This is a genomic window from Cytobacillus sp. C11.1, from assembly GCF_058145115.1.
In genome coordinates this window covers 2751708-2776362 of sequence record NZ_CM176935.1, presented here as the reverse complement: position 1 = coordinate 2776362, position 24655 = coordinate 2751708, and the positions used below count along the sequence as shown (strand labels likewise).

General features: G+C 40.6%; 21 protein-coding genes and 2 pseudogenes. 4 read left to right on the top strand and 19 right to left on the bottom strand.

Annotated features, from left to right (window positions below):
* Window positions 1–17: 17 nt before the first annotated feature.
* From AC3ZVC_RS13850 to AC3ZVC_RS13820, 7 genes and pseudogenes are all read right to left on the bottom strand, one after another.
* Window positions 18–2195: a malate synthase G gene (locus tag AC3ZVC_RS13850; RefSeq protein ID WP_490063818.1), complete on the bottom strand. Its 2178-nt coding sequence runs from the start codon at window positions 2193–2195 to the stop codon at window positions 18–20.
* 205 nt (window positions 2196–2400) lie between these two features.
* A complete protein-coding gene (locus AC3ZVC_RS13845; RefSeq protein ID WP_490063817.1) occupies window positions 2401–3858 on the bottom strand; it encodes an FAD-binding oxidoreductase in 1458 nt (485 codons plus the stop codon).
* Window positions 3858–5212, bottom strand: a pseudogene (locus AC3ZVC_RS13840) ((Fe-S)-binding protein). Before AC3ZVC_RS13840 ends, AC3ZVC_RS13845 begins: the two are co-directional and overlap by 1 nt.
* Window positions 5213–6538: an FAD-binding oxidoreductase gene (locus tag AC3ZVC_RS13835; protein ID WP_490063816.1), complete on the bottom strand. Its 1326-nt coding sequence runs from the start codon at window positions 6536–6538 to the stop codon at window positions 5213–5215.
* A gap of 64 nt (window positions 6539–6602) precedes the next feature.
* Window positions 6603–7295 (bottom strand): FadR/GntR family transcriptional regulator, encoded by a 693-nt coding sequence (locus AC3ZVC_RS13830; RefSeq protein WP_490063815.1) that lies wholly within the window; start codon window positions 7293–7295, stop codon window positions 6603–6605.
* 267 nt (window positions 7296–7562) lie between these two features.
* Entirely contained in the window at window positions 7563–8837 is a 1275-nt protein-coding gene (locus AC3ZVC_RS13825; protein ID WP_490063814.1) for a C40 family peptidase, read from the bottom strand.
* Window positions 8838–9444: 607 nt separating this feature from the next.
* Window positions 9445–9804, bottom strand: coding sequence for a Na-translocating system protein MpsC family protein (locus tag AC3ZVC_RS13820; protein WP_214726946.1), 360 nt, complete (start codon window positions 9802–9804; stop codon window positions 9445–9447).
* Between the two features lie 214 nt (window positions 9805–10018).
* Here AC3ZVC_RS13820 and fdhD point away from each other — a divergent pair, with 214 nt between their 5' ends.
* The 3 genes from fdhD to AC3ZVC_RS13805 all read left to right on the top strand — a co-directional run bounded on the left by fdhD (window position 10019) and on the right by AC3ZVC_RS13805 (window position 11895).
* Complete coding sequence (gene fdhD, locus AC3ZVC_RS13815) at window positions 10019–10822, top strand: formate dehydrogenase accessory sulfurtransferase FdhD (RefSeq protein ID WP_490063813.1); 804 nt, start codon at window positions 10019–10021, stop codon at window positions 10820–10822.
* A 189-nt stretch (window positions 10823–11011) separates the two neighbouring features.
* Window positions 11012–11437: a CBS domain-containing protein gene (locus tag AC3ZVC_RS13810; protein WP_490063812.1), complete on the top strand. Its 426-nt coding sequence runs from the start codon at window positions 11012–11014 to the stop codon at window positions 11435–11437.
* A 125-nt stretch (window positions 11438–11562) separates the two neighbouring features.
* Complete coding sequence (locus AC3ZVC_RS13805; RefSeq protein WP_214988547.1) at window positions 11563–11895, top strand: hypothetical protein; 333 nt, start codon at window positions 11563–11565, stop codon at window positions 11893–11895.
* Window positions 11896–12233: 338 nt separating this feature from the next.
* Here AC3ZVC_RS13805 and AC3ZVC_RS13800 read toward each other — a convergent pair whose 3' ends face one another.
* From AC3ZVC_RS13800 to fdhF, 5 genes are all read right to left on the bottom strand, one after another.
* Entirely contained in the window at window positions 12234–13361 is a 1128-nt protein-coding gene (locus AC3ZVC_RS13800) for an NADH-dependent flavin oxidoreductase (protein WP_490063811.1), read from the bottom strand.
* Between the two features lie 194 nt (window positions 13362–13555).
* Window positions 13556–13876, bottom strand: coding sequence for an 8-amino-7-oxononanoate synthase (locus AC3ZVC_RS13795; protein WP_490063809.1), 321 nt, complete (start codon window positions 13874–13876; stop codon window positions 13556–13558).
* A 14-nt stretch (window positions 13877–13890) separates the two neighbouring features.
* Complete coding sequence (locus tag AC3ZVC_RS13790; protein WP_490063808.1) at window positions 13891–14790, bottom strand: HD-GYP domain-containing protein; 900 nt, start codon at window positions 14788–14790, stop codon at window positions 13891–13893.
* A gap of 280 nt (window positions 14791–15070) precedes the next feature.
* Window positions 15071–15637 (bottom strand): helical membrane plugin domain-containing protein, encoded by a 567-nt coding sequence (locus AC3ZVC_RS13785; RefSeq protein WP_490063807.1) that lies wholly within the window; start codon window positions 15635–15637, stop codon window positions 15071–15073.
* Window positions 15630–18599: a formate dehydrogenase subunit alpha gene (fdhF, locus tag AC3ZVC_RS13780; RefSeq protein WP_490063806.1), complete on the bottom strand. Its 2970-nt coding sequence runs from the start codon at window positions 18597–18599 to the stop codon at window positions 15630–15632. Before fdhF ends, AC3ZVC_RS13785 begins: the two co-directional genes overlap by 8 nt.
* 189 nt (window positions 18600–18788) lie before the next feature.
* On the opposite strand from fdhF, the gene AC3ZVC_RS13775 reads away from it, so the two are divergent.
* The gene (locus AC3ZVC_RS13775) at window positions 18789–19130 is read left to right on the top strand and encodes a cupin domain-containing protein (RefSeq protein ID WP_490063804.1); all 342 of its coding nucleotides are present in this window, start codon (window positions 18789–18791) and stop codon (window positions 19128–19130) included.
* A gap of 253 nt (window positions 19131–19383) precedes the next feature.
* Here AC3ZVC_RS13775 and AC3ZVC_RS13770 read toward each other — a convergent pair whose 3' ends face one another.
* From AC3ZVC_RS13770 to AC3ZVC_RS13740, 7 genes and pseudogenes are all read right to left on the bottom strand, one after another.
* Window positions 19384–20742 (bottom strand): LVIVD repeat-containing protein, encoded by a 1359-nt coding sequence (locus AC3ZVC_RS13770; RefSeq protein WP_490063802.1) that lies wholly within the window; start codon window positions 20740–20742, stop codon window positions 19384–19386.
* Between the two features lie 581 nt (window positions 20743–21323).
* Window positions 21324–21485, bottom strand: a pseudogene (locus tag AC3ZVC_RS13765) (GNAT family N-acetyltransferase); the annotation flags it as partial.
* Complete coding sequence (locus AC3ZVC_RS13760; protein ID WP_490063801.1) at window positions 21482–22150, bottom strand: GNAT family N-acetyltransferase; 669 nt, start codon at window positions 22148–22150, stop codon at window positions 21482–21484. The gene AC3ZVC_RS13760 and the pseudogene AC3ZVC_RS13765, both read right to left, overlap by 4 nt.
* A gap of 3 nt (window positions 22151–22153) precedes the next feature.
* Window positions 22154–23029 carry a carbon-nitrogen hydrolase family protein gene (locus AC3ZVC_RS13755; RefSeq protein WP_490063800.1) on the bottom strand — a complete coding sequence of 292 codons (876 nt, stop codon included), beginning with the start codon at window positions 23027–23029 and terminating at the stop codon, window positions 22154–22156.
* 126 nt (window positions 23030–23155) lie between these two features.
* Window positions 23156–23497 carry a nuclear transport factor 2 family protein gene (locus tag AC3ZVC_RS13750; RefSeq protein ID WP_490063799.1) on the bottom strand — a complete coding sequence of 114 codons (342 nt, stop codon included), beginning with the start codon at window positions 23495–23497 and terminating at the stop codon, window positions 23156–23158.
* 126 nt (window positions 23498–23623) lie between these two features.
* Entirely contained in the window at window positions 23624–24055 is a 432-nt protein-coding gene (locus tag AC3ZVC_RS13745) for a hypothetical protein (RefSeq protein ID WP_490063798.1), read from the bottom strand.
* Window positions 24056–24207: 152 nt separating this feature from the next.
* Entirely contained in the window at window positions 24208–24348 is a 141-nt protein-coding gene (locus AC3ZVC_RS13740; RefSeq protein ID WP_490063797.1) for a hypothetical protein, read from the bottom strand.
* Window positions 24349–24655: the final 307 nt, after the last annotated feature.

The following is a 24655-nucleotide window of genomic DNA, read 5'->3' as shown; positions in this document are numbered from 1 at the left end:
GCCCTATTCCTAATCATTTATTGTTTTACAGCATACTTGGCTTTTGCTTCAAGACGGCGGCGGTGCAGAATTGGCTCTGTGTAGCCGTTTGGCTGATCATAGCCTTCAAATACTAGATCGCATGCTGCCTGGAATGCAACCGAGCTCTCAAAGTCAGCTGCCATTGGGCGATATGCCGGATCTCCAGCATTTTGTTCGTCTACCACTTTTGCCATTTTCTTAAGAGTCTCAAGCACCTGTTCTTTTGTACAAATGCCATGGTGCAGCCAGTTCGCAACATGCTGGCTGGATATCCTTAATGTAGCACGGTCTTCCATTAAACCAATATCGTTAATATCTGGCACTTTTGAACAGCCAATGCCCTGTTCAACCCAGCGTACAACATATCCCAGAATGCCTTGTGAGTTATTCTCAAGCTCTTCTTGAATTTCTTCAGGAGTCCATTGCGGATTTTCAGTAACCGGAATTTGCAGAATATCATCGCGCAGATCAGAAATATCCTCCATTAGCTTGTTTTGTACTTCCTTAACATCAACCTTATGGTAATGCAAAGCATGCAGTGCTGCAGCTGTCGGAGATGGAACCCATGCAGTATTGGCTCCTGCATTCAAATGGCCAATTTTCTGCTCCATCATATCAGCCATCATGTCCGGCATAGCCCACATTCCTTTTCCGATTTGGGCACGACCCTGGAAGCCTGTTTCAAGACCGGTGTTAACATTGGACTTTTCATAGCCCTTAAGCCAGGAAGTTGATTTCATGTCGTTCTTGCGGATCATCGGTCCAGCTTCCATCGATGTATGCATTTCATCGCCTGTGCGGTCCAGGAATCCTGTGTTTATAAATACAATGCGCTCCTTTACCTCACGGATACATGCTTTAAGGTTTAAGGAAGTACGGCGTTCCTCATCCATAACACCAATTTTCAATGTATTCCGCTCAAGTCCTAGCAAATCTTCTGTACGGTCAAATAATTCATTCGCGAAAGCAACCTCTTTAGTACCGTGCATTTTCGGTTTAACAATGTAGATGGAGCCTTTTGATGAATTTTGGTAAGGTCCATTTCCAAGAATGGTATGCTTGGCGATAAGGCTTGTTACCACTGTATCAAGAATTCCTTCCTGAATTTCATCGCCATTTGCATCCAAAATAGCATTGTTAGACATTAAATGACCAACATTGCGGACGAACATGAGTGAACGACCTGACAGAGATAAATCTTCTCCTGTCGGGGATACATACGTACGATCAGGATTTAATGCACGTGTCATTGTTTTATCGCCTTTACTAAACGTTGCAGAAAGGTCGCCTTTCATTAATCCAAGCCAATTTCGGTAAACAAGAACCTTGTCCTCTGCATCAACTGCTGTAACAGAGTCTTCACAGTCCATGATTGTTGTAACAGCTGCTTCGAGAAGTACATCTTTTACGCCGGCATCATCTGTTTTTCCGATAGGATGGCTTCTGTCAATTTGAATTTCAAAATGAAGGCCGTTATTTTTCAAAAGAATTGCGGTTGGGTGATCCTGCTCTCCTTGATAGCCGGCGAACTTCGCTTCATCTGCCAATCCTGCAATTTCTCCATTGCTAAGGAGAACAGCAAGCTTTCCATCCTCTACCTTGTACTGCACAGCGTCTTTATGCGAACCGCCAATTAATGGAACTGTTTGATCAAGGAATTCTCTGGCGAATGAAATAACTTTTTCACCTCTGACAGGGTTATAGCCACCATCCCGCTGAGCACCATCGTCTTCACTAATGGCATCGGTGCCATAAAGTGCATCATATAAGCTGCCCCACCGCGCATTTGCTGCATTGATTGCATAACGTCCATTGTTAACAGGCACAACTAATTGAGGGCCAGCCTGGACAGCCACTTCATCATCCACATTTTCTGTCGTGATCTTGAAATCTTCTGCTTTTGGTTCAAGGTAACCAATTTCCTCTAAAAATGTTTTATAGCTATTAAAATCGAATTCTTTATTTTCACGGTGCCATGTATTAATTTGATTTTGAATTTCATCACGCTTTGCAAGAAGTGCTTTATTTTTAGGCGTCAAATCGTTTACAAGCGCTTCCAAACCTGACCAGAATTGCTCCTGATCAACCCGGCTTCCCGGAAGAGCTTCTGAATTAATAAATTCATAGAGTTCACTTGCAACTTGCAGGTTTCCAGATTTCACATAGTTTCCCATTGGTCATTTCCTCCTTAGAATTGCCCTATTTTTAAGGCTGGCAAGATGCCGAGATAAAGTGTTTGTTATTACAAAACACCGTTTCTCATATTGTTCTTAAAAAAATAATAGCATGGTTTTCTTTATATTTTCAATAATTTTCAAGCAATTAAAGATTCTTTTCATTTTTGATAGCCAGCCGCCTTCTATAGGCGGCTGCTGATGGTTATGAAATCGCCTGGGCTTTCAACTCTTTCTTTATCTCCACACAGCGGCTCGGTGATGGGAAGAGCTTCCCTGCATTAAGCAGGTTATGAGGATTAAAGACTTCACGAATTTCTGTCTGGGCAGCAATTTCTTCTTCAGTGAAAACAAATCGCATCTCTTCCCGCTTTTCAATACCGACCCCATGTTCCCCGGTTATTGTTCCCCCAACATCCGCACATACCTTCAAGCATTGGCTTCCAGCTTCAAGCGCTTTCTCTGATTCTCCAGGTATTCTGGCATCAAACAAGACAAGCGGATGCAAATTTCCATCACCAGCATGAAAAATGTTCGCAATTCTTAATCCAGATTCATCGCTAATCTGGTTGATTCTTCGGAGTACTTCAGGCAGTTTGCTTCGAGGGATAACTCCATCCTGTACCAGGTAATCTGGAGAGATTGCTCCCATTGCACCAAAGCCTGTCTTTCGATTCGCCCACCATCTTGCTCTTTCTTCTTCATTCCTGGCTGCTCGGACTTCACGGACATTCCGCTTTCTGCATACCTCAAGAATCTGATCAATTTGTTCATCAATCCCTGCAGCAATTCCATCCACTTCAATCAGCAGAACAGCTTCAATATCCTTCGGATGCCCAACCGGGAAGGCTGCTGCTTCTACACCTTCGATCGCTGTCTTATCCATCATTTCCAACGCCGCTGGTACGATGCCCGCGGATATAATATCTGAAACTGCCTGACTGCCATCCTCGACATTATCAAAATAGGCGAGTACAGTTTGCTTTCCTTCCGGGTTCTTAAGGATACGGACAGTTATTTTAGTAACAATTCCCAATGTGCCCTCCGAGCCTGTGATCAGTCCAAGCAGATCATACCCGGGCGCATCCGGGATGCCATCATTTCCAATTTCAATTATCTCGCCATTCGGCATAACTACTTCAAGTCCAAGAATATGGTTTGTGGTTACCCCGTACTTCAAACAATGGGCACCACCAGCATTTTCAGCAACATTCCCGCCGATTGTACAGCAATATTGGCTGGAGGGATCGGGAGCATAGTAATAGCCTTTGTCTGATATTGAATTTGTGAGTTTAAGGTTAACAAATCCCGGTTCCACAACAGCGCGGCGGTTTTCAAGATCCACACTAATAAGCTTTTTCATCCGTACCATGCTGATTATGATTTCCCCATTAAGCGGTATGGCACCTCCGCTCAATCCTGTTCCTGCCCCTCTTGCAAGGAAAGGCAGCTCATTTTCTGAACAGTACTTTACCACTTCAGCTACTTCCTGGGTGTTCTTCGGAAAAACGACTGCTTTTGGCAAATGCTTGTGAATCGTAAAACCATCACAGTCATAGGCAAGCAAATCCTCCTTTTGATAGAGAATGGAACGGGCGCCGCCAACAATATTAGCCAAATTCAAGATATGTTTATCCTTCGATTTAATATTCTTTACCTTCATTATTCACCCTCCTTCATGCCGTCTTCCTTTTTATACGCCCAGTCAAGCAGCTGTACAGTATGGACGATTTTCTGGTTACGGCCGTATTTCTGAACCCCCATCGCCATTTGAAGCATACAGCCCGGATTTCCCATTGAAATCATTTCTACATCATCCGGCACATTCTCCATTTTGCTTTCAAGGACAGCATTGGCCATCTCTGGATTGGTTATATTATAAATTCCAGCACTTCCGCAGCAACGATCTGAATTTGGCATATGGACCATGTCTACTCCAGGTATATCCAATAAAATGTCCCTCGGCTGCTGGCGGATTCCCTGGCCATGTGCAAGGTGGCAGGCATCATGGTATGTGATACGTGTATTTAATTCCGCTTTTGGCTTTTCATATCCTGTATCATGAAGGTGTTTAGAAATATCCTCTACCTTTTCTGAAAACTCCTCTGCCTTCGCATGCAGTTCAGGATCTCCTTGAATAGTTCTGCATATTCCTTCATCATGCATCCGCAGCCTGCTGCATTCACAATCACCTTATCAAAATCCTTAAAGGCCTCCATATTCTGTTTTGCGAGCTTTCTTCCCATTTCGCGGTCACCAGCATGGACATGAAGTGCTCCACAGCAGGTCTGATTTTGAGGAATGACAACATCATTTCCATTTCTGGTGAGTACATTTATGGTAGATTCATTAATATCGCTGAACATAACATCCATTACACAGCCGGTTAGCATGGCAACTTCCTGCTTGGTTTCACCTTTTGCTTTAATCACCTTAACATCTTTATATTTCTTTTTAACGGGCTCTTTCACCTCTGGCATGATTGATTCCATATCAACAAGATGCTGAGGCATGATATTAATCAGCTTCGTCTTCCGTACCACTTTTTGCATGCCGCTTTTTTGATAAAACCTTAATAGGCCCCCAAGAGTGTTCAAGCGATTTTGATGAGGGAATAAATCATGAAGGAAAAACTTGCTGACAGCTCCCTTTACCCCTGTTAACGGCATTGCCTGGCGGATTTGCCCGCGGGCTTCTTCAATCAAACCTCCTACATCAACATCAGCAGGACAGGCAGTTGTACAGGCACGGCAATCCAGGCACTGAAATACCGGATCCATGAATTGCTCATTCACTAGAAGCTTCCCTTCAGCCACTGATTTAATCAGATGAACGCGCCCCCTTGGCGAATGCTGTTCCTGTCCTGTCTGCTCATAAGTAGGGCAGGATTCCAGACACATTCCGCAATGGACACAGTCTGCCCATTTCTTTTCATCCGGCGGATCGCTCCATAGATAGTTGCCCAAGCCTGACGTACATGGCGGATCTTGTTTTAAATCGAGTTCCCGGACACTCATTTAAATTCCTCCTACAAACCTGTTTGGGTTCAATGTTTTATGCGGATCCACTTTTGTTTTAATTCCTTGCAGAAGAAAGAAGTACGATGGATTCTTTCCCCAGATATTTACTTCTTTTCGCAGTTCAAATGGCAAATGCTTCACAATTGCATATCCACCAGCCTTCTCAGCGATCTCTCTTGCTTTCCTAACCGCAGAAGCTACATCCTCGGCAGCTCCTCTGATTGATACCTGACTCAATCCATGGCCCAAGCCTCCGTGTGACTCTACCGATACATTGAACATATCTATTAGAAGCTCAGTTTCCTTTATAACATTCAGCACATTCAAATTAACCGTACCAATCTTCAAGCAAGCCTCTGTTTCAGCTCCCAATACTTCAGATGTCCCATTCGGATTATGCTGGTAAAAGCGCTTCCAGAAGAAATCTGCTTCTTCTTTTGAATTTACACTTAATTTTGCATTTGCTGGCAAAATGTTTTTTATAAAATCTTCCTGATATCGGACAGAGCTTTCTACATCTTCAAAGCTCATCGCAAGAGTATAGAAGTTTATTCCGGTAAGCTTTTCTGAAAGTGCTGGGTTTAATAGCTCCATTGTTACTGGCTCAATCATGGAATCCAGAACCTTAACGGTGAATGATCTTATTTCCTGAAGGTTTTCTTGCGGGAACGATACGAGAACCAGGCTTTCACTTTTAGGCAGCGGTCTTAGTTTTAACGTAATTTCGGAGACAACCCCCAGCGTTCCCATTGACCCGATAAATAGCTTATTCATATCGTAGCCGGCAACATTTTTCACGACTCTGCCGCCAGAGCTGATAACCTTTCCATCAGGATAAACAGTCCTCAACCCAATTACCGCATCACGGGCGGATCCGTATCCCAATCTTTTGGGTCCGCTTTCATTTGCAGCAATCACTCCGCCAATTGTTGATTTTTCCGGCCAGAATGGGTCAAGTGAAATCTTTTGATTATGCTTTGCCAGGTAATCCTGTAGTTCTTTGAAAGGAGTTCCTGCTTTTACTGTTAATGTCATATCTCCAGGCGTGTGTTCTACAATTCCTGTATACCTTTCAAGAGAAAGCAGGATATCTGCCTTTTCATCAAGGCCTCCAAACCCCCGTTTTGTTCCTCCACCCATTATGTTAATGGTTAAACCATGTGCATTGGCATATTTTAATACTCCTGAAATATCATCTTCTGATTCTGGATACGCTTTTACATGTCCTGAGTTCCCAAAGGGATGGACTTCTTTTTCACCTTCTAGCAATTGATCTTCTTTAAGGATTGTTTTTAACTCGCTAATCGATTCTGCTACAATCAAAACAAACACCACCTATCGTTCCGTAATAACAAACAACGTTTCTCGTAAATTTCAAAAAAATACTTTATTGTTCCTGAAGAATACTCATTTGCAAAAGCTGCTCCACCAATTCTAAATGTTCAATCATGTGTTTATGCGCCTGTTCAGGTTGCTGGTTTTTAATAGATAAATAGATTTCAAGATGCTGCTGCCCAATTTTTTTGGCAGTTTCAGGTTGTGTTTGGATATGCTGGTGGAAATCTATCATCGACTTTTTCATTGTTTCCGAAATAAACTGAACAAACTGGATGAGGATATCATTTCCCGCTGCATGGGCAATCGCCCTATGAAACTGGTAATCCTCCTCCCATCCATGAATGGCTGTATCTGAAATCAACCCAGTCATTCTGCTGAGATCCTCTTCCGTGCGATTTCTCGCCGCTATTTCAGCAAGACCGGATTCGACCATTTTTCTCGCTTGGAACAGTTCCTGGATGTCTTTAATGCCAGGAAGCAAGTGGTGGCTGTTAAATAATTTCGAGGAATCAAATTTGCAAATATAGGTTCCTTCTCCCTGCTTAACATGAACAATTCCTTTCCCCTGCAGTGATGTTAAAGCATCCCTGACGGCGGAGCGCCCAACACCAAATAATTCGCATAACTCTCTAACGGATGGCAGCTTCTCCCCCGGCTGAAATGAACCTTTCGCAATCATTTCTTCGATTTGCTCTGCAACCAAATCTGAAATTTTCCGATTTGAAATCTTTTTTACATTCACGCGTATGCCTCCTTCCATTTCAGACATCACATATCTGATATGTTACTTGTTATTTATTATTAAAGCACGATGAATTGTATTAATCAATAAAATATTTAGAATTTAATTAAGATTTTAAGTATTTTATATCTTCTTTCTTATACTTTAGTGTTTTACTAGGAAGAAGGGCTTACTTATTAATCTTGCTGCCACTCCAGCAGGAATTGATATTGGAGAACAAAAAAACCTGACCAGTCATGCTTTCGCATGGTGATCAGGTTTGAACTATTATTCTATTACCCGGACTACACGGCCATTAAATACATTTTTCCAGTAGCCGCTTGACATATTGGCAATCGCGACCCCAGTTGAGCTTTGGGAGCCGATGAATTTTCCGCCGCCAAGGTAAATGCCCACATGTCCATCCTTTTTATACGTATCGAAGAAAACGAGGTCTCCAGGCTTCATTTCGCTGGCAGAAACCTGGCTTCCAGCGTATTTAAGAGAATCTGTGCTGGCTCCTACCTTAATTCCTGCTTGAGCAAATGACCAATTAACAAATCCAGAACAATCAAATCTTCCATTGGCAATATCATAAGCATTTCTGCCGCCGCCAAACACATAAACCGAATTGCCGATATACTTGTTGCCAGCAGTTGTGACAATATTAACTGCACTGCTTCCATTAACTGTTTGCTTAGGTGCAGTACTGCTGGAGCTGCCCGGCTTGTCCTTTCTTACTGTTGTTTGTGTTTTAGATCTATCTGCCCCTGGAGATGATGGTGATATAGTCGCAGTTTGAGCAGCTAAGCTTTGTTCGATTTCAGCAATCATAGAAGCATATTTGCTATCCTCAGTTAGAAGCTTCGCCTTCTTTTCAGCAATACTGCCCTCTTTTACTTTCAGCTGCTGAATCAGCAAGTTATTCTGCTGTTTTTGTTCCGCCATATTAGCCTGCATGCCTTCCAGCTCGGTCAACATACCGTTCAATTTGGACAACTCTTCTTCAACTGCAGCCTTTTTCTCTTCAAGTTCTTTTTTATCCTTTTCTTGTTCCGACATTAATTGTTTGTCTGCCTGAACGAAAGTCGTAACTGCATCAACACGGTCAACAAAATCACTGAAGCTTGAAGCACCAAGCAGAACATCTAAATAAGCTACTGTTCCGCCGCTTTCCTGGAACGACTGAGCTCTCTGTTTCAAAACAGAGCTTCTCTTTTCGATTCTTTTTTCGATGATCTCCATTTCCGCTTGCAATTCATCTAATTCGGATTGAGTGCTCGTAATATTGCTTTGTGTGTCTTCTATTAATTTATTATTATCTTCAATCGCTTTCTCTACTCTTTGAATCTTTATCTTTAGTTCGGATATTTCCTTTAATACTGAAACTAATTCCTGATCAGCCTTGGCAAGGCTGGTTTGTATGTCTGATCTCTGCTGCTGGATTTCACTTTTTTGATTATGTAATTTATTAATAGATTCCGCATTAACGCCCGGAATAGAAAAAGCACTTCCAAGCCCAAGCATAATTGTAGTATTTAAAACGAGCAGCTTTCTTTTCAAAATTACTCCCTGCTTTCTGATATGTACTCGGCCAAACCCCGCCAGCTTATGAAATATATATAACTTTTGCACTATGTATTTTAAAATTAAGCGATTACAATAAACTTATAGTAAATTTGTCTTTCTATGGAGGATTATACCACCGTTATTTGACAGGCTTGTAATATAAACATTACAAAAATATTTCATTCGTGACATTAAACCCCTTTTTTCGCCAATTGGGTATGACATTTTTCGTGTTTTTTTCTTCATTTAATAAAAAAGGTTCTGTTAAACTCGCCTGTTGATTTCCGCTCCAGGAGCTCAGCGAACCGCGGGCGGTCCGGGAGCCTCCTCAAGCATTAAGCCTGCTGGGTCTCCCTTTGACTCTCTTCTCCCACTGGACGTTGAATCAGCATCCTTGAATCAACACCGCACGAAGGAAATGCGAATGCATTTTCGAGGATTTCGCTCCTTCCACTCCAATCAACAGGATGAAAAAAATCAACAATGAGCTTTAACAGAGCCAATAAAAAAAGACTAAAAACCGAGTTGAGCTCCTCGGAATTTCAGCCTTTAGTTATGATGCTTTTAATTATAGAAGGAACACGACAAATAATTCTATTTGCTAACTCCTAAATTTGCTTTGAATATCCTGATCAAAAACAAAAACGGACATCCCAAAATCACGTTCTATATCAATGTCAACAAATAGGTCGATAAGTTTCGCCTGCAGGAAGTCTTCCATTTCTGAAGGACGATTTTTTTTATACATTTCTTTTACCATTTCAGTTCGGGCTGCACGAAGCATTTGTTTTCCTTCATCTGCACTGGCAATAAACTTTTCTACAGGAGACAGATTTCCTTCCATCTCACAAATAGCCCAATTTTTACAGAAAGTTGTCCTAACCTGGCTTGGCCCTTTACCCATATGCTTTTTCCTGAAGGAGCGCACTAAATTACTAAATTCAGCTTCATACTTATTCATCTATCCAACCCTCTAATATCCATTTATTTTCCCTAAAAACATAAACTGCTACTCACTTTTATAAGTTAAGCAATTATCGCCATTATTGTCAAACAAATAAGCCGGTACCAGGTACCGCATCTATATTAACACTATGCCAATATTAATTTCTTGCCTAATTGTGATTTTGTGCTAATATTTTTGTTAGTTGAACAGAAATTAGGAGGCGGCTTACATGGACAGCCAAATCAGCAACAGCAGTAAAATTGTTAAATTTCAGGATGGGGTTTTGCAGGAAACACATGATGAAATTGTATCAGAACATCCATTAACCATTCATCTGAATGGCGAGGAGTTCGCCACTATGGTCTGCAGCCCAGATAACATCAAAGAGCTGACAATTGGCTTTCTGGCTTCAGAGGGTTTTATCCGGAGAATAGACGAAATTAAAAATATACAAATAGACGAAAGCAAAGGCTATTCATATGTAGATTTACACGCTAAGACTATCACAGCAAGCCATGAATTTCATTCAAAAAGATTTATCGGTTCATGCTGCGGAAAAAGCAGGCAATTTTATTTCCATAATGATGCCCGAACTGCTAAAACCTCCACTTCTAAAATGACTTTGACTCCACAGCAATGTATCTCGTTTATGGAGCAGCTTCAGGAAGGCAGTGTTACGTTCCAGGAAACCGGAGGGGTACATAATGCCGCATTATTTTCAGCTGATGAGTTGATTGCCAGCAGGACTGATATCGGACGCCATAATGCATTAGATAAAATCCTTGGCTACTGTATTGAAAACCGTATTCCTGTCAGGGATAAAATTATTGCATTTAGCGGCAGAATATCTTCAGAAGTATTATTAAAAGCGGCAAAAATTGGAGTTGGCATCATCCTTTCAAAATCTGCCCCTACTAATCTCGCTATTAAGCTCGCAGATGATTTGAATATTACCGCAGTTGGTTTTATCCGCGGAAACACCTTCAATGTCTATTCACACCCGGAAAGAATTATTTCTGAGAAGCAAAGTTAATTTATGCTAACAACATAAATATATAAGAATAACAAATGAGAGAATCCGATTTGGGTTCTTTTTTTGTTATAGGATTTCGAACCTTAAATTTATCAATTATTGGTTATTTTTTATATTACGTTTCGCACCTGCTACCTCGGGGAAATCATTAATATCAGAATAACAAATTCGGATAAGGAGGTAATACCTATGAAAATCACTGAAATGATGACAACAGAGGTAGAAAGCTGTTCACCAAATGATACCCTTATGGATGTGGCAGCAAAGATGAAGGAATTGGATGTTGGTGTAATGCCTATTACACAAGATAATGAATTAGTGGGCTTAGCAACTGACCGGGACCTGGTAATAAAAGGCCTTGCTGAAGAGTTGCCGCTCGATGCACCGGTGTCACAGGTAATGACCGGCGATCCGGTGAGGGGAACTGTAACAATGACACCTGAAGAAGCGGCTGATATTATGGCTGATGTACAAATTCGCCGCCTTCCAATCGTAGATGACGGCAAACTTGTAGGAATTGTGTCTTTAGGTGATCTAGCCGTCCATAACCGAACTGAATCTGATGCTGGAGAGGCTCTGGAAGAGATCTCCTATCCTTCGGAACCAAATAAATAACAACAAAGAAATGGATCTCCTTTTGGAGATCCATTTCTTTTGTATTTTGACTGGTAAAAACTTCTTAAGCAACTCACTTTTTTCCATATAGGTGAATACCCTGATTATGCAAAGGAGGAATGCTTATGTATTATTTTAATGCACATGGAAACCTGCCTGTTTCATGGAACCGTGAGGATCAGGACTTCCGGGATGCCAAGAGCCAATGCCAAAAATATATGAATTACCATGTGATCGCCCAAATGAAGGACGGTTCTCAAGTTGAAGGAATCATCGAGGATATGGATGATGAAGGCGTAACAATGATGGTGCCTGAGGATGTTGAAGAAAATGAGTCAAGAATATATGGAGGGTATGGCGGATATGGAAGAAGAAGATACCGCAGATACCGGAGACGCCGTTTTCCATTCTATGCTTTCGCTTTTCCATTCATTTTCCCATTTCCTTTTTATTATTAGACTCTTATAGTATAGATTGTCTTTTTGAACTATAAAGCTTGCCCGTTGATTTCCGCTCCAGTCACGCAGCGAACCCGCGGGGAGGAACGGGAGCCTCCTCGGCGTTTCACGCCTGCGGGGTCTCCCGCTCCCTCTCTTCCCGCAGGACATTGAATAATCTTCCTCGAATAAGCACCGCACGAAGAAAATGCGAATGCATTTTCGAGGATCAAGTGCCTTTCACTCCAATCAACTCAGTAATTAAAACTAGTTTGTAAGCAACAAACTTTGCGAAAACAGCCTATTATTAAGATAAGAATAAAACCCAAGGGCTTTTGGCAGCACCTTGGGTTTTTTTGCTATTCAACACCCGGGAACCAGCCAGGTGTATTTATAATTGCCTGCCAGAGCGGGTCTGGAACAACCAAACGACCCTGAGCATTTTTATCGAGCTTTGTTTCAATTTCTTCTTCGCGCCCGCTTTGTATCTTTTCTACCCAATCCGGGTCTATTATAAGCTCACGACCAAGTGCAATCAAAGGAACACCACTTTTTTCTAATGCATGCAGGGCTTCAACTGCACTATATAAAGAGCCAACCCCAATAACTGGTATACGGTCTCCAACACGCTCCTGAATAATTTCCATGCGGGATCGTTTATCCTCCACCCCTCTTCTTGGTTCAGACCAGAAATCCTGCAGGGATACATGAAGATAATCCAGGCCCTTCTCCGCCAAAACATCAATTAAAGCTAAAGTATCAGCCATTGTTATTCCTGGTTTTTCTGGCTCTTCAGGCGAAAAACGGTAGCCTGCCAGGAAAGGCTCCTTAGCATGTTCAGTAATTGTTTTCTTTACTTCTTCAATTACCGCCAATGGGAATGCCATTCTTTTCTCAAGACTGCCTCCCCATTGATCTTCACGCCGGTTAGAGTGCGGGGAGAAGAATTGCTGAATTAAATAGCCATTTGCTCCATGAATTTCAACTCCGTCATAACCTGCCTCTATAGCACGCCGTGTTGTCTCACCAAATGCTTTAATGATTTCTTCTGTTTCCTGTCCGCTAAGTGCCCTGGGCTCTTTAGCACCGCCGCGTTCTGACGCAACAGCACTGGCGGAAACAATGTCACCATCCGGCACCAGCTCAGGTGGACATTCTCGTCCTCCATGAAAGATTTGCAGAATAGCTTTTGCACCTTGCTCTTTTATAGCAGATGCAAGCTTTTTTAAGCTGGGAACCATCTCATCCGTATGCCCTGCAAACTCTCCTTGAAACCCTTTTCCGTTAGCTGTTACAAAAGTGCAAGCGGTAATTACCATACTAACGCCTTTTGAGCGGCGGGCATAATACTCTACTTCTGCATCGCTTACTGTCCCATCCTCATTGGATGAAAAATTAGTCATTGGTGCCATTACGACACGGTTTTTAAGCGATATCCCATTCGAAAAAATAAAGTCTTCAAAAAGCGGCTGAAATTTTGGATTCATCGCTGTCTACCCTCTCTGTAATAAATTTATATTTTTCTACCAGTTCCTAAAAATACAGATTTTATTATTCTTATAATCGGCCACTTTTATGTAATACCTTTAAATTCATGTCATCAAACAGTTTGTTCTTCAATTATCCAAAAACTTAAAAAGACACTTAAGAAGTAATCCCTTTAAGTGTCTTCTAATCAATATTAATATAATACAAATGGTGGATCAATTCCTAAGACTGGCTCACCATTAACAGTTAACCAAATATAGTAATGGTCAATTTCAGTATTAAGAATTTTTTCAATTTTAGAGATTAAGTTTTCTTGCATTTCAAAAGACATTTTTGCTGTTTCTTCCCCTAATGGCACATTTGCCAGTCCAAGTAAATCGGCTATTTCTCTTGCTTTTTCATAAGATACTTCTACGTATTTGTCGTGTTCTGATAAGTATGCAGCTTCTGCTTGTTTTAAGTTAAAAATTGAACCAATTAAAACTACCATTAGTAACAATGCTATTTTTTTCAATGTATACTCCCCTTTTAACTAATATTATCTTTTAATGATAAAAATACTTCTACAATTCTTGGATGATACATTTTACCGCTATTGTCTACAATTTCTTTTAAAGCTTCCTCTATTGTTCTTCCTTTTCGATAAACCCTATCAGATGTCATTGCGTCAAAAGAATCTACTACAGATATAATAGAAGATTCTATTCTGATCTCATCCTTACTTAACCCTTTAGGATAGCCTTTACCATCGTACCTTTCATGGTGTTGTTCCACGACTTTGCCCGCATCTACTAAAAAAGGTAATCCAATTTCCTCTAGGATTTCTCTCCCGTATGAAGAATGTTTCTTCATAATATCCCATTCTTCAGATGTTAACGCTTCTGGTTTCTGAAGAATCTCAAGTGGAATTTTCAACTTGCCAACATCATGCAGGAAAGAAGCTATATTCAAACTTTTCATTTGCTTTGAATTTAACCCTATCTTTTCCCCGACCATCATAGATAAACGATTTATTCGATGACAATGATCGACAGTATAACCGTCTTTTTGTTCTATTGCTACTGATAATTCCATTAATTCTTTGGTAACTTTACTATATTGATGAAAAACAGGTTGTGATGTGACGTATAGGAATTCAGTCATTCCTTGTGCTTGAAATATATAATGTTCATCAACAGGGTTTTTATAAAATGAATCGCCTGCTTTTATCGCTTTTGTGCCAACTTTAGTTTTTAAATTCAAACTTCCAGAAAGGACATGCAAATACTCTAAGGCATCCCAACCTTCTGAAGGTTCGAGTCCCCAGCGGGTGTCCGGATCAAGTCTGTGATATATTATTTCAGTACCATCTCCTGAAGCGATTAGAGAAATTTGCACACCCTTCATGTGGACTGTTTCAATGAAACTATCTTCATTTATGATGCCCACTTAATTACCCTCTTTCTAAAACTTTCTCTTATGGTGCTGTATGTTTAATGTTTTTTATATAGAAACTAGTCTTTTTAGATTTTATGTAACTCTTTTTTCCCTATAGTGACATTCTAGTACATGATTTTCCATATTTCCACAAAAATTTTACTAGTTCCTTGATTTTCATGATAATGTTACCAATTAATATGTCTATTTACCCACTATTCTTCCAAATAAAGTATTTTGTATGACTAATTAAAAAAACCAGAGACCGCTCAGGTCTCTGGTTTGTGCTATATTACTCTCTTTTATTTGGTGAAACATCTTTTTCGTTATTCTCCCTTTTATGAAGATTCTGGTCTTCGGGAAGCTGTGTCGTTCTTTCCATTCCGCTTGTATCTTCTCCCATTCCTTTAAGGAAGGTAATCAGCAGTGTGACAGCCCTGTTTACTTCTGGGTCTTTTAATACTTTTACTAAATCAAAATAGCTCGTTCTTTCATCCGTTTCTTTATATTCGGCAACTCGGGCTATACCGGAATTTAATTTAAGCAGCAATGGCTCCAGCTGCTGGACATTTATCGTACCCAGTGTTCCAACCATTAGAAGCAGGTTTTTAATCGTGTTTGTGGCTTCTGGTTTGTCTACCGCTTTTACAAGCACGTTCAATACTTTGTCTCCCTGTCCAAACAAGCCGTTTAATAGGGAAAGAACACCTCTATCATGCATATGGTTAACAACTGAAAGGAGTTCGAGAATGGATTCCTTATTATCAATAAGGGCATTTTCGACTTCTTCCAAGTCCTTTTTGCGTTTGTCCTCGGGACTTAATTCGAAACGCTTTATATTATTAATCGCTTTAGCCATGCTGCTTCCGCTCCTTTTTCACCATATCTCCAGGGAAAATATAATCCTTTCGTGCCCACTTTTTCTGAACATTGACACCGATCTGCGGCTGCGGATTTCCATAGCGGTGATTTATTTTTGGAAGTGGATTGATTCCTTCTTCACTTAGAATTTCAAGTTTTGCCCTTGTTTCCTTGTATGCAGGCGTATCCGTATCTTTATCGGCATAGCTGCTTGTCAATAGGTTGATTGCTGCTTCTCCTCTATCATTCATCGGCAGATAGACCTCTTTGCCTTTAACCCTGTCGGTTATATGGCATTTTACTTTAACATTCCCGTATGGAGAGGTTAAACGAACCAGTGTCCCATCTTTCAGGCCACGTTCAGCAGCAAGGTCAGGTGAGACTTCCAAGAAGACTTCCGGTGTTTTTGAGCTGATTCCCTTTGATTTATATGTCATATTCCCTTCATGGAAATGCTCGAGCAAGCGGCCATTATTGACATGAATATCATATTCAATCGGGAACTCAAGAGTAGGTGTCCAATCGACAGGGTAAAGCCTTGCTTTGCCATCCGGGAATGGAAAGCCTTCTGTATACAAGAGCGGACTGTCTGTTCCGTCCTCCGTAACTGGCCATTGCAGACTCTTGTATCCTTCCAATCTCTCATATGTTACACCTGAGTATATCGGCATGAGCATAGCTGCTTCAGCCATTATTTCTCCTGGATGAGTGTATGTCCATCCCGCTCCCAGACGATTGGCAATCTCTATGATTATTTGCCAGTCCGGCTTGGAATCTCCAAGCGGTTCAAATGCCTGGTATAATCGCTGAATTCTTCTTTCTGTATTTGTGAATGTTCCCTCTTTTTCAAGGCTTGGACTTGCAGGAAGAACGACATCCGCAAATTCAGCAGTACGCGAGAGGAAAATGTCTTGGACTACAAAGAAATCCAGTTTTTCAAAAGCAGCTTGTACATAGTTGATATTGGAATCAACAAGGCCCATGTCCTCGCCCTTTAAATACATTGCTTTCAACTGGCCTTCATGGATACCCTCTACCATCTCGTGGTTGTTCATTCCCACCTGTTCTGGCAGCTTCACTCCCCATGCATTCTCAAACTTCTTTCTCACTTCAGGGTCTGTAACCTTTTGATATCCCGGCAAGTTATCCGGGCTGCTTCCAAAGTCTCCTGCACCTTGGACATTATTATGGCCCCTTAAAGGATAGGCGCCTGCACCAGGTTTAGCGTAATTTCCTGTTACGAGAAGCAGGTTGGAAATGGCGGTACTAGTATCACTTCCGCCAAGGTGCTGAGTAACCCCCATTGCCCATAATGCGCAAACTGAATTTGCTTCATGGATCATTTCTGCTATTTTAATTAAATTCCCCTTAGAAATGCCTGTTGTTTTTTCTGCGTATTCGATCGTATATTTATCAAGATTTTGTACAAATTCCTCTAATCCATTTACTTTTTCTTTTAAAAATTTCTCATCTGCCCATCCCTGGTCGATAATATATTTTGTAACCGCAGACAGCCAAACCATATCGGTACCTGCACGAGGACGAACGAAAAGATCAGAACGCTCGGCCATTTCATGTTCCCTCAAATCAGCAACGATGACCTTTTGGCCGTTTAGCTTTTGGGAACGTTTCACTCTGGTTGATAATACAGGATGCGATTCAGACGTGTTGGAACCGATAATAAGCACCAATTCAGAGTTCTTTATATCTTCGATAGAACCGGCATCTCCCCCATGCCCGACTGTCCGGAATAATCCAACAGTCGCAGGTGTCTGGCAATACCTTGAGCAGTTATCAACATTATTTGTTCCTAATACAGCCCTTCCAAGCTTCTGCATTAAGTATGATTCTTCATTTGTACATTTTGATGATGTAATGAAACTGAGGGCATCAGGTCCGTTCTGCTCTCTGATTTCAGTGAATTTCCGTGCGATCAGATCCAATGCTTCCTCCCATTCAGCTTCCCGGAATGAATCTCCCTCCCGGATTAATGGCTTCGTTAAGCGTTCCTCACTGTTAACAAAGTCCCAGCCGAATTTCCCTTTCACACAAGTTGAGATTCCATTTGCAGGCGCTTCAGCCTGAGGTTCAACCTTCAGGATTTCCCGGCCCTTTGTCCACACGTCAAAGCTGCAGCCAACTCCACAGTACGTGCAGACAGTCTTTGTTTTTTTGATTTTTTCCTCACGCATTGCTGCTTCCATATCAGATATTGTCAGGATTGATCCATAGCCAGTCTCGACATTTTTGGTGATTTCAATCATTGGGCGCAGCGTATTTTTAGCGATGCCTGTTAAAAAGCCTGCTTCCCCTTCCATTCCTTTTTCCATCATGGCATTACATGGGCAAACGGTGGAACAATGTCCACATGAAACACAAGAGGATTCATTGATTGGTACATCATTGTCCCAAATGACTCTTGGGCGCTGTCTTTCCCAGTCGATCGTAAGCGTTTCTGTGACCTGGACATCCTGGCATGCCTCGACACATCGGCCGCATAGTATGCACTGGTCGGGATCGTATCTATAAAAAGGATGTGAATCATCTCTTTCATATGGTTTTTGATCGAAAGGGATGCTTTGATGGTTAATTTTCATTGCTTTAACGGTGTTATGTACTTCACATCCCCCATTGTTATAATCACAAACTGTACAATATAATTCATGATTAAAGAGAATTTTATCCATGGCGATGGTCTGGGCTTCTTTTACATTAGGATCAATCGTATCAATAACGTCCCCATCTTTTATTTTTGTAGAACAGGAACGCACCAGTTCTCCGTTTACAGAAACAATGCATGTATCACATGTTTCGATTGCACCCAGGCTCGGGTGGTAGCAAACCTGTGGAATTTCAATCGAACTATCATTTAATAATTGCAAAACGGTTTTATCCGGATTTGCCTTCAATTCTACTCCATTTATTTTTATATTCAGAGAATCTGGCAACTCAATCAACATCCTTTCAAAAAATCAGTTTCATAGGTTTTCACTACCCTTGATTAAAAAAGTTAAACTTTAGTAGATGATAATGATTAATATGGCTAGGCATTGTCATAAAAAGCAAAGGAAGTGATTTATATCATCACCTTGATCAATGAAGTTCATTATCATTAAGGTGCAGACAATAAACTTTTGGAGGTTATTAATATGGAGAAACAATCAATTGTCTCTGCAATGGAATATAGCGATAAACAGTTTACAAAACGGATTCTTTTTAAAAAGGGTGAGAGCACCGTATTCGTCCTTAACTTTATGCCTGGTCAGGAGCTTCCTGCCCATAAGCATCCGGGTACTGAAGTATATTTGATGGTTCTTCAAGGAGAAGGAACACTGACGATTGATGGAAGTCCTTCTGAGGTTGCTGAAAGAGATGTCATACATGCTAGTGGTGAGGAAGAGTTTTCTTTTAAAAACAGTGGAGATGAACCAGTTAGCCTTTATGTAATGCTAAACAAAATTCCGGATGAAAGATATGCGCAGAATATATAAGCAAATGAAAAAACCGGCTGAGAAACCAGCCGGTTTTCATATAAAAAAAGACTAAAAGGAGGGGATACGTTCCTATGCAATTGCCTTATAATTTTCCGACGCTTCTCATAGGTTAAAATGATGTGTTTTTGGTATATCCTTCGCTTTTTCTAATGAAAATGAATTTGCCAATGGTCCTCCCTTTTTATCATTTTTTATAAAATGATTTTCGTGAAAGAACAGGAGTCCCATATAATAAACCCTTTTCGCTAGATTATTGGCTGCCGTTCTTCTGGAGAACCTTCAATCCTGTACCCATATCTGATGCCAGCACATAATTCCGATCTACAAAAACTCCCCAAATGTTTGATCTGCTAGGGATATAGACTCCAATTTCTTCCGGATTAGATGGATCAGTAATGTCAACTGTTCTAACCCCACCGGAATAATGAGATAAATAAAGGGTGTTTCCCTGTACCTTTGGATCATGGACTGTAGCCCCGCCTGGAATCGTTTCCGTAAAATCTGTTCTGAATGTGCTTAAAAGCTTTGGATTTGTTTTATCTTTAATATCATAAATCATCGTATAGCCATATGCTGACTCAAAGCCTTCCCTTTTTGGCCCGAAAACTTCTCTGGTCTCAACTAAAACTGTGCCCCCTTTTGCCAAATCCATGGAATGTGCCGCGCCTTGTACATCATTGGCAAAGTCCGTTCTTCCCAGATAGACCGGATTTTTGGCATCACTGATGTCAAGCATAATCGTTCCTAAATCCCAGTAAGAGAGGAAAGCTGTTTTACCAGTTCCATCTGTTTTTACACTATGAGCAAAAGCAGTTCTCTGAATTCCTTCTTCGTCAGTCCAATTATAGCCATCGTAGTTCTCGTCACTTACTTCGGAAATATAGTCGCGTGGATTAAATTCATAAATGGTTTCCGGACTTGCTGGCTTGGACACATCAACAATCGTAACATCCATACTTTCACCATGCGAGTAGTAGTCAGCATAACAATTAGCAGTCAGCACATAAACATTATTTCCCTGAACTGTTAAATAGAGCTCATGAGTTCCTCTCGCTCCTGAAGTATCTTCCCAAAAACCAAGCTCCTTCGGCTCCCGGGGATTTGTCACATCATATAAGACAAAACCTCCTTTTGAGTTAGGATCAAAACGGTCCAGCTTTTGCACACTGACAGCTGCCAAGTCACCTTTGAAATTCTCAGTGTCGACTGTTTTAACAATCACTTTTTCCTGCCAGGTTCCAGGGATATTTGCAAATGCAGCAACCTCTACTGGGTTTGAAGGATCCTTCATATCAAAAACACGAACACCGCCTGCACCCCCATTTGCTGAATGTGTCCCTAAATATGCATAACCTTTGTGAGCATATACATCACCTGTTGAGTTTTTTACACCTTCACGTAATTCCTTAAGCGGAACAGCAGCCACTTCCTGAAGATTACCAGTATTTTTGCTGCCTTCAAGCAAAGGAACTGCTAATTCAACACCAGCCAGGCTATCACCTTTTTCTGCCCCTCCGCCTAGTTCATCATGAGCTGAAACTGAGGCTCCTCCTGCCGAAAAAACTAAAGCACCTGCCAATGCAGTATGAACTAAAATTCTCTTTTTCAATGTAATTCCTCCCTTAATTAGAAATCAATAATCACCTATGTAGTCAAATCATGATCTATTTAGGACTCCTATAAATTAAGTGACCCGAAATAGTGTAGTCTTAATATTAATGAAAATTCAGAACTTTTCATATAACCAATATTTCCTAATGTTTCTACATAAATAGACAAGCTTTTTATCTTTCTATTGAACCAGTAAATTTTAAAATATATGAAGTTTTCACTACGGATAACTGGTTTACCTTTATAGCTTTAGACCCTTACTAAATAAAAAAGCACCTTCCTTTATGGAAGATGCCATATATTTATCTTTTGCTTTTAAGCTTTCTTTTTACAGCCGGGACGACGTACCTTTTTACCAAAGTAACACCATTCTTTACAATAAATGCTTTTATAATTCTTTTTAAAACCATCTTATATCCCTCTCTTTCATTCATACAGCAATTTTGTTTCCTTTACCTTTCCCTTGGTCAGGCTAAACATTGCAAAATAAATAGCCCTTGAATACAAGGGCTTGTGATCGGATTCCTGTGGCTTCGTTGAAAGTACAGAATAGTACTTAGTTAGGAAATTAACTACTTATTCCGAAGAGACATCACTAACATTTTCATCAAAAGGCATAAAACAAAAATCAAGACCTTTAACCGCTTCACCACCATTTTCCCATGAAGGATGGATATATGGAAAACCAAGCTTTTTATATCCCAGGTGTGACAAAACTTCACGGCGGACAAAGCCACTCATTGCTTAAATGGGTTTTTCCATTCCATTAAAACTCCGCAGTTAAGTGACTCCTCATCTTCTAAATAATTTTCTACAACAGCCATAGGTGTTCTCCCGCATCTTAACAAAAAAGTGATTACCGGATCTTTCTTCTCTCCTGCAATTATTTTTTGCAAATATTTCTCGGCTGACATTTCCTTCGCTGCTTTATGATACCCAGGCATCCTGCCGCCTCCAAGCAGCCTAGCCAGCCCCAGTTGAATAACAACCTGATACATAGCCTGCATCATCAGTTTACCTAATCCGAGCTTACGATATTTCGGGCGCACACTAATATCAACAATATATAAAGTATTTCCACCCGGATTGTGGTTGCGGATATACCCATTATCGGTTATTTCCTCCCAAGAATGGTGTGGATGCAAAGGATCAAAGTCAACAATCAGACCTGTCAACGATCCTGCTAATTCGCCATCCACTTCAATGCATAATGCACCTTCAGGGAATAACTCAATATGATTTGTCAGCTGTTCCTTATTCCACCAAAGCTCAGATGGAAAGGGCGGTGGAAAACAATCAGACTGAATCTTAATCAACTCTCCAAAGTCTGCCTTTGTATAGTTCCGAATGGTAACAGGCACCGGCTTTTCAGTATCATAAACATAGAAATCGCTTCTGTATGCCATTATTTAACCTTCAATATTCTCTTTTTCCCAGTCTGTGTACAAATCGGTTCTGCGGTCACGCCAGGTCGTTACAGACCCCTGCTCACGCACTTCGTATAAAAGACTTAAATCCAAGTCAGCTGTTACAATCATATCGTCATTCAGCTCGCCTTCCACCATAATCCCTTTAGGCGGGAAAGGAATATCATTGGGCGTTATGACTGCAGCCTGGCCGAAATTGGCACGCATGAAGTCAACTGTCGGGAGAGATCCGATTGTACCGGTCACTACTACATATACCTGGTTTTCAATCGCACGAGCGTGGCTTGTGTAGCGGACCCGATGGAATCCATGTCGATCATCTGTGCAAGAAGGACAGAATATAACGTCTGCACCTTTTGCCTTAGCCATGCGGACGATTTCAGGAAACTCAATGTCATAGCAAGTCAGAACAGCAATTCTGCCTTTTTCAGTATCAAATACCTGCAGCCCTTCACCAGGAGACATATTCCACTCATGAACCTCAGTTGGCGTTATATGCAGCTTGGCCTGCTCTTCAATCCTTCCGTCCGGATAAAATAAATGGGCAACATTATATAAGCGGCCATCCCTGTTAATCACGTGAGTACCGCCAATGATATGCATATTTGTGTCTTTAGCAAAAGTAGAGAAAAGTGTTCGATATTGATCAGTAAAACCAGGCAATTCGTTAATCGTCAGGCATGTTCCCTGCTCGCTCCCAATTGACAGAAGCTGTGTTGTAAAAAATTCCGGAAACAAAACAAATTCCGACCCGAATTCCTGGGCTGTTTTAATATAATGCTCACACTGTTTAGCAAAGTCTTCAAATGAACGAATGGTGTGCAGATGATACTGCACAGCGGAAACACGAATTTTCAATGTACTCCCCCTCATCAGCAAAGTTTATAGATGAGTATCACTCTATCTTTAAAAGATTATCAATGATTTTCACTAAAATCACAATACCTTTTTTATCGCTGCCCGAACTTTTTAATTCACAGTATTTTATTTTACGAACCAGACTTTTTGGATTTTATTATCCCATGTTTCATACATCGCTATTGCTTTTATTTCAGGCCCGTTCGATCGTCCTGTAACATACTCATGATCAATAACAATATTGCCTTTTACCATTCTGGAAAGCAGCTCAGCATGCTGGTTTGGGTTATTTCTGAACAACTGGCTGTATCTTTCCCTCATTTTATTTTTCCCTGTATATACTATCTCGTCGCCAGGAAAGTGCATGACTACAACATCCTCACTGTATACTTCCAAAAACTCCTCAATATTCTGCTGATTATAGGCATCCAGCTGCTGCTGGGCCAATAATGCTGCTTTATCTTCCAAATGGCTCACCGTCTTTCAATAGATTTTAATATTATTTTAATGTTTTTTTAGTGAGCAGGTCTATCACTAACAAACCGTTCTGAATACAAAAAAAGCACTACTCGTTAAAGTAATGCTTTTTGGCAGCTATTTTAGAAGCTTGCTAAAACCTGTTATAAGACTAACACTTTTTTTAAAATCATTGTTTGCTGCATTTAACACTTTTAGATAAAGGCGTAACAGTGAAGCATTTTCTTTCTTTAATTCGGCTACTTCCCTATTAGTATTTTTCAACTCCGCCTTTAATGCTGCTATATCTTTTTTTAATGCCTCAAATTCACTATCTTGGCCTTTACCACCTTCATTAGATAATTCTTCATCAGCATTATCTTCAGCTTGCATAGATGTCTTGCCGATTTCTTCAACTAATTCCATAAGAGAATCATCTTTTAGAAGGTTATTGGCCATTTTAAAGATTGAGCCAAAGTCAAGGTCTTCTTCCTTAATTAAGTTTTCGGCCATTTTTTTAAAAGCATCATTTTCGAATGTATTCAGTTGTTCCTTATTTTTTTCTTCCATATTCCTTCCCCCTTCCTAATTAACATTCTATGAAGCAATGGCAGTATGGATATGTACAAACATCCAAGGATAAAGAATTTGGGGGATTGCCTAAAAGATAAACCCTGGTGTTGTATACCAGGGTTTTTAGTCAAGCTTTGTTCAGCTCTTTTCTATCCATTCGTTGGAGTGCATCCCAAAAGCCTGCAAATTTTTTCTTGAATGTCATCTTCTAATGAAGGTACACAAATACTGGCAAAAAACAAAACAAAAGCCAAAAAAATAACAAGTAAAGCCGTTAAAGGTCCTACCATTGGTCATTCCCCCCTTTACAATCAATTAATAAGGAAACCCTTACCTTGTTATGTTATGTTTGAAAATTGGACATGCGTAAACGAACGTCATAGTTCAGGAAAAAGGGCCTTGTCCTTGGGTTCATTTCTTAGTATGCAGGGAAAACCATAAGATCCTTTGGAAAAACTGTGAGACTACCGGAAAACAAATTAGGATTTGGTAACTATGTCTAACACTCTATTTCAAAGACCGAAACTAACTAATTACCTTTATTGCGTATGTTTGTTGGTAATGAACACTCTTAGGTATCACTTGTATTTAACCACA

Bases quoted from the DNA above. Each gene is read 5' to 3' on its own strand.
- AC3ZVC_RS13810 (WP_490063812.1), top strand. From the start codon at position 11,012: ATGAAAATCACTGAAATGATGACAACAGAGGTAGAAAGCTGTTCACCA.
- AC3ZVC_RS13760 (WP_490063801.1), bottom strand. From the start codon at position 22,150: ATGGCATACAGAAGCGATTTCTATGTTTATGATACTGAAAAGCCGGTG.
- AC3ZVC_RS13845 (WP_490063817.1), bottom strand. From the start codon at position 3,858: ATGAAGGTAAAGAATATTAAATCGAAGGATAAACATATCTTGAATTTG.
- AC3ZVC_RS13800 (WP_490063811.1), bottom strand. From the start codon at position 13,361: ATGAATCCAAAATTTCAGCCGCTTTTTGAAGACTTTATTTTTTCGAAT.
- AC3ZVC_RS13820 (WP_214726946.1), bottom strand. From the start codon at position 9,804: ATGAATAAGTATGAAGCTGAATTTAGTAATTTAGTGCGCTCCTTCAGG.
- AC3ZVC_RS13785 (WP_490063807.1), bottom strand. From the start codon at position 15,637: ATGGCTAAAGCGATTAATAATATAAAGCGTTTCGAATTAAGTCCCGAG.
- fdhF (WP_490063806.1), bottom strand. From the start codon at position 18,599: ATGTTGATTGAGTTGCCAGATTCTCTGAATATAAAAATAAATGGAGTA.
- AC3ZVC_RS13745 (WP_490063798.1), bottom strand. From the start codon at position 24,055: ATGGAAGAAAAAAATAAGGAACAACTGAATACATTCGAAAATGATGCT.
- fdhD (WP_490063813.1), top strand. From the start codon at position 10,019: ATGGACAGCCAAATCAGCAACAGCAGTAAAATTGTTAAATTTCAGGAT.
- AC3ZVC_RS13805 (WP_214988547.1), top strand. From the start codon at position 11,563: ATGTATTATTTTAATGCACATGGAAACCTGCCTGTTTCATGGAACCGT.
- AC3ZVC_RS13850 (WP_490063818.1), bottom strand. From the start codon at position 2,195: ATGGGAAACTATGTGAAATCTGGAAACCTGCAAGTTGCAAGTGAACTC.
- AC3ZVC_RS13775 (WP_490063804.1), top strand. From the start codon at position 18,789: ATGGAGAAACAATCAATTGTCTCTGCAATGGAATATAGCGATAAACAG.
- AC3ZVC_RS13740 (WP_490063797.1), bottom strand. From the start codon at position 24,348: ATGGTAGGACCTTTAACGGCTTTACTTGTTATTTTTTTGGCTTTTGTT.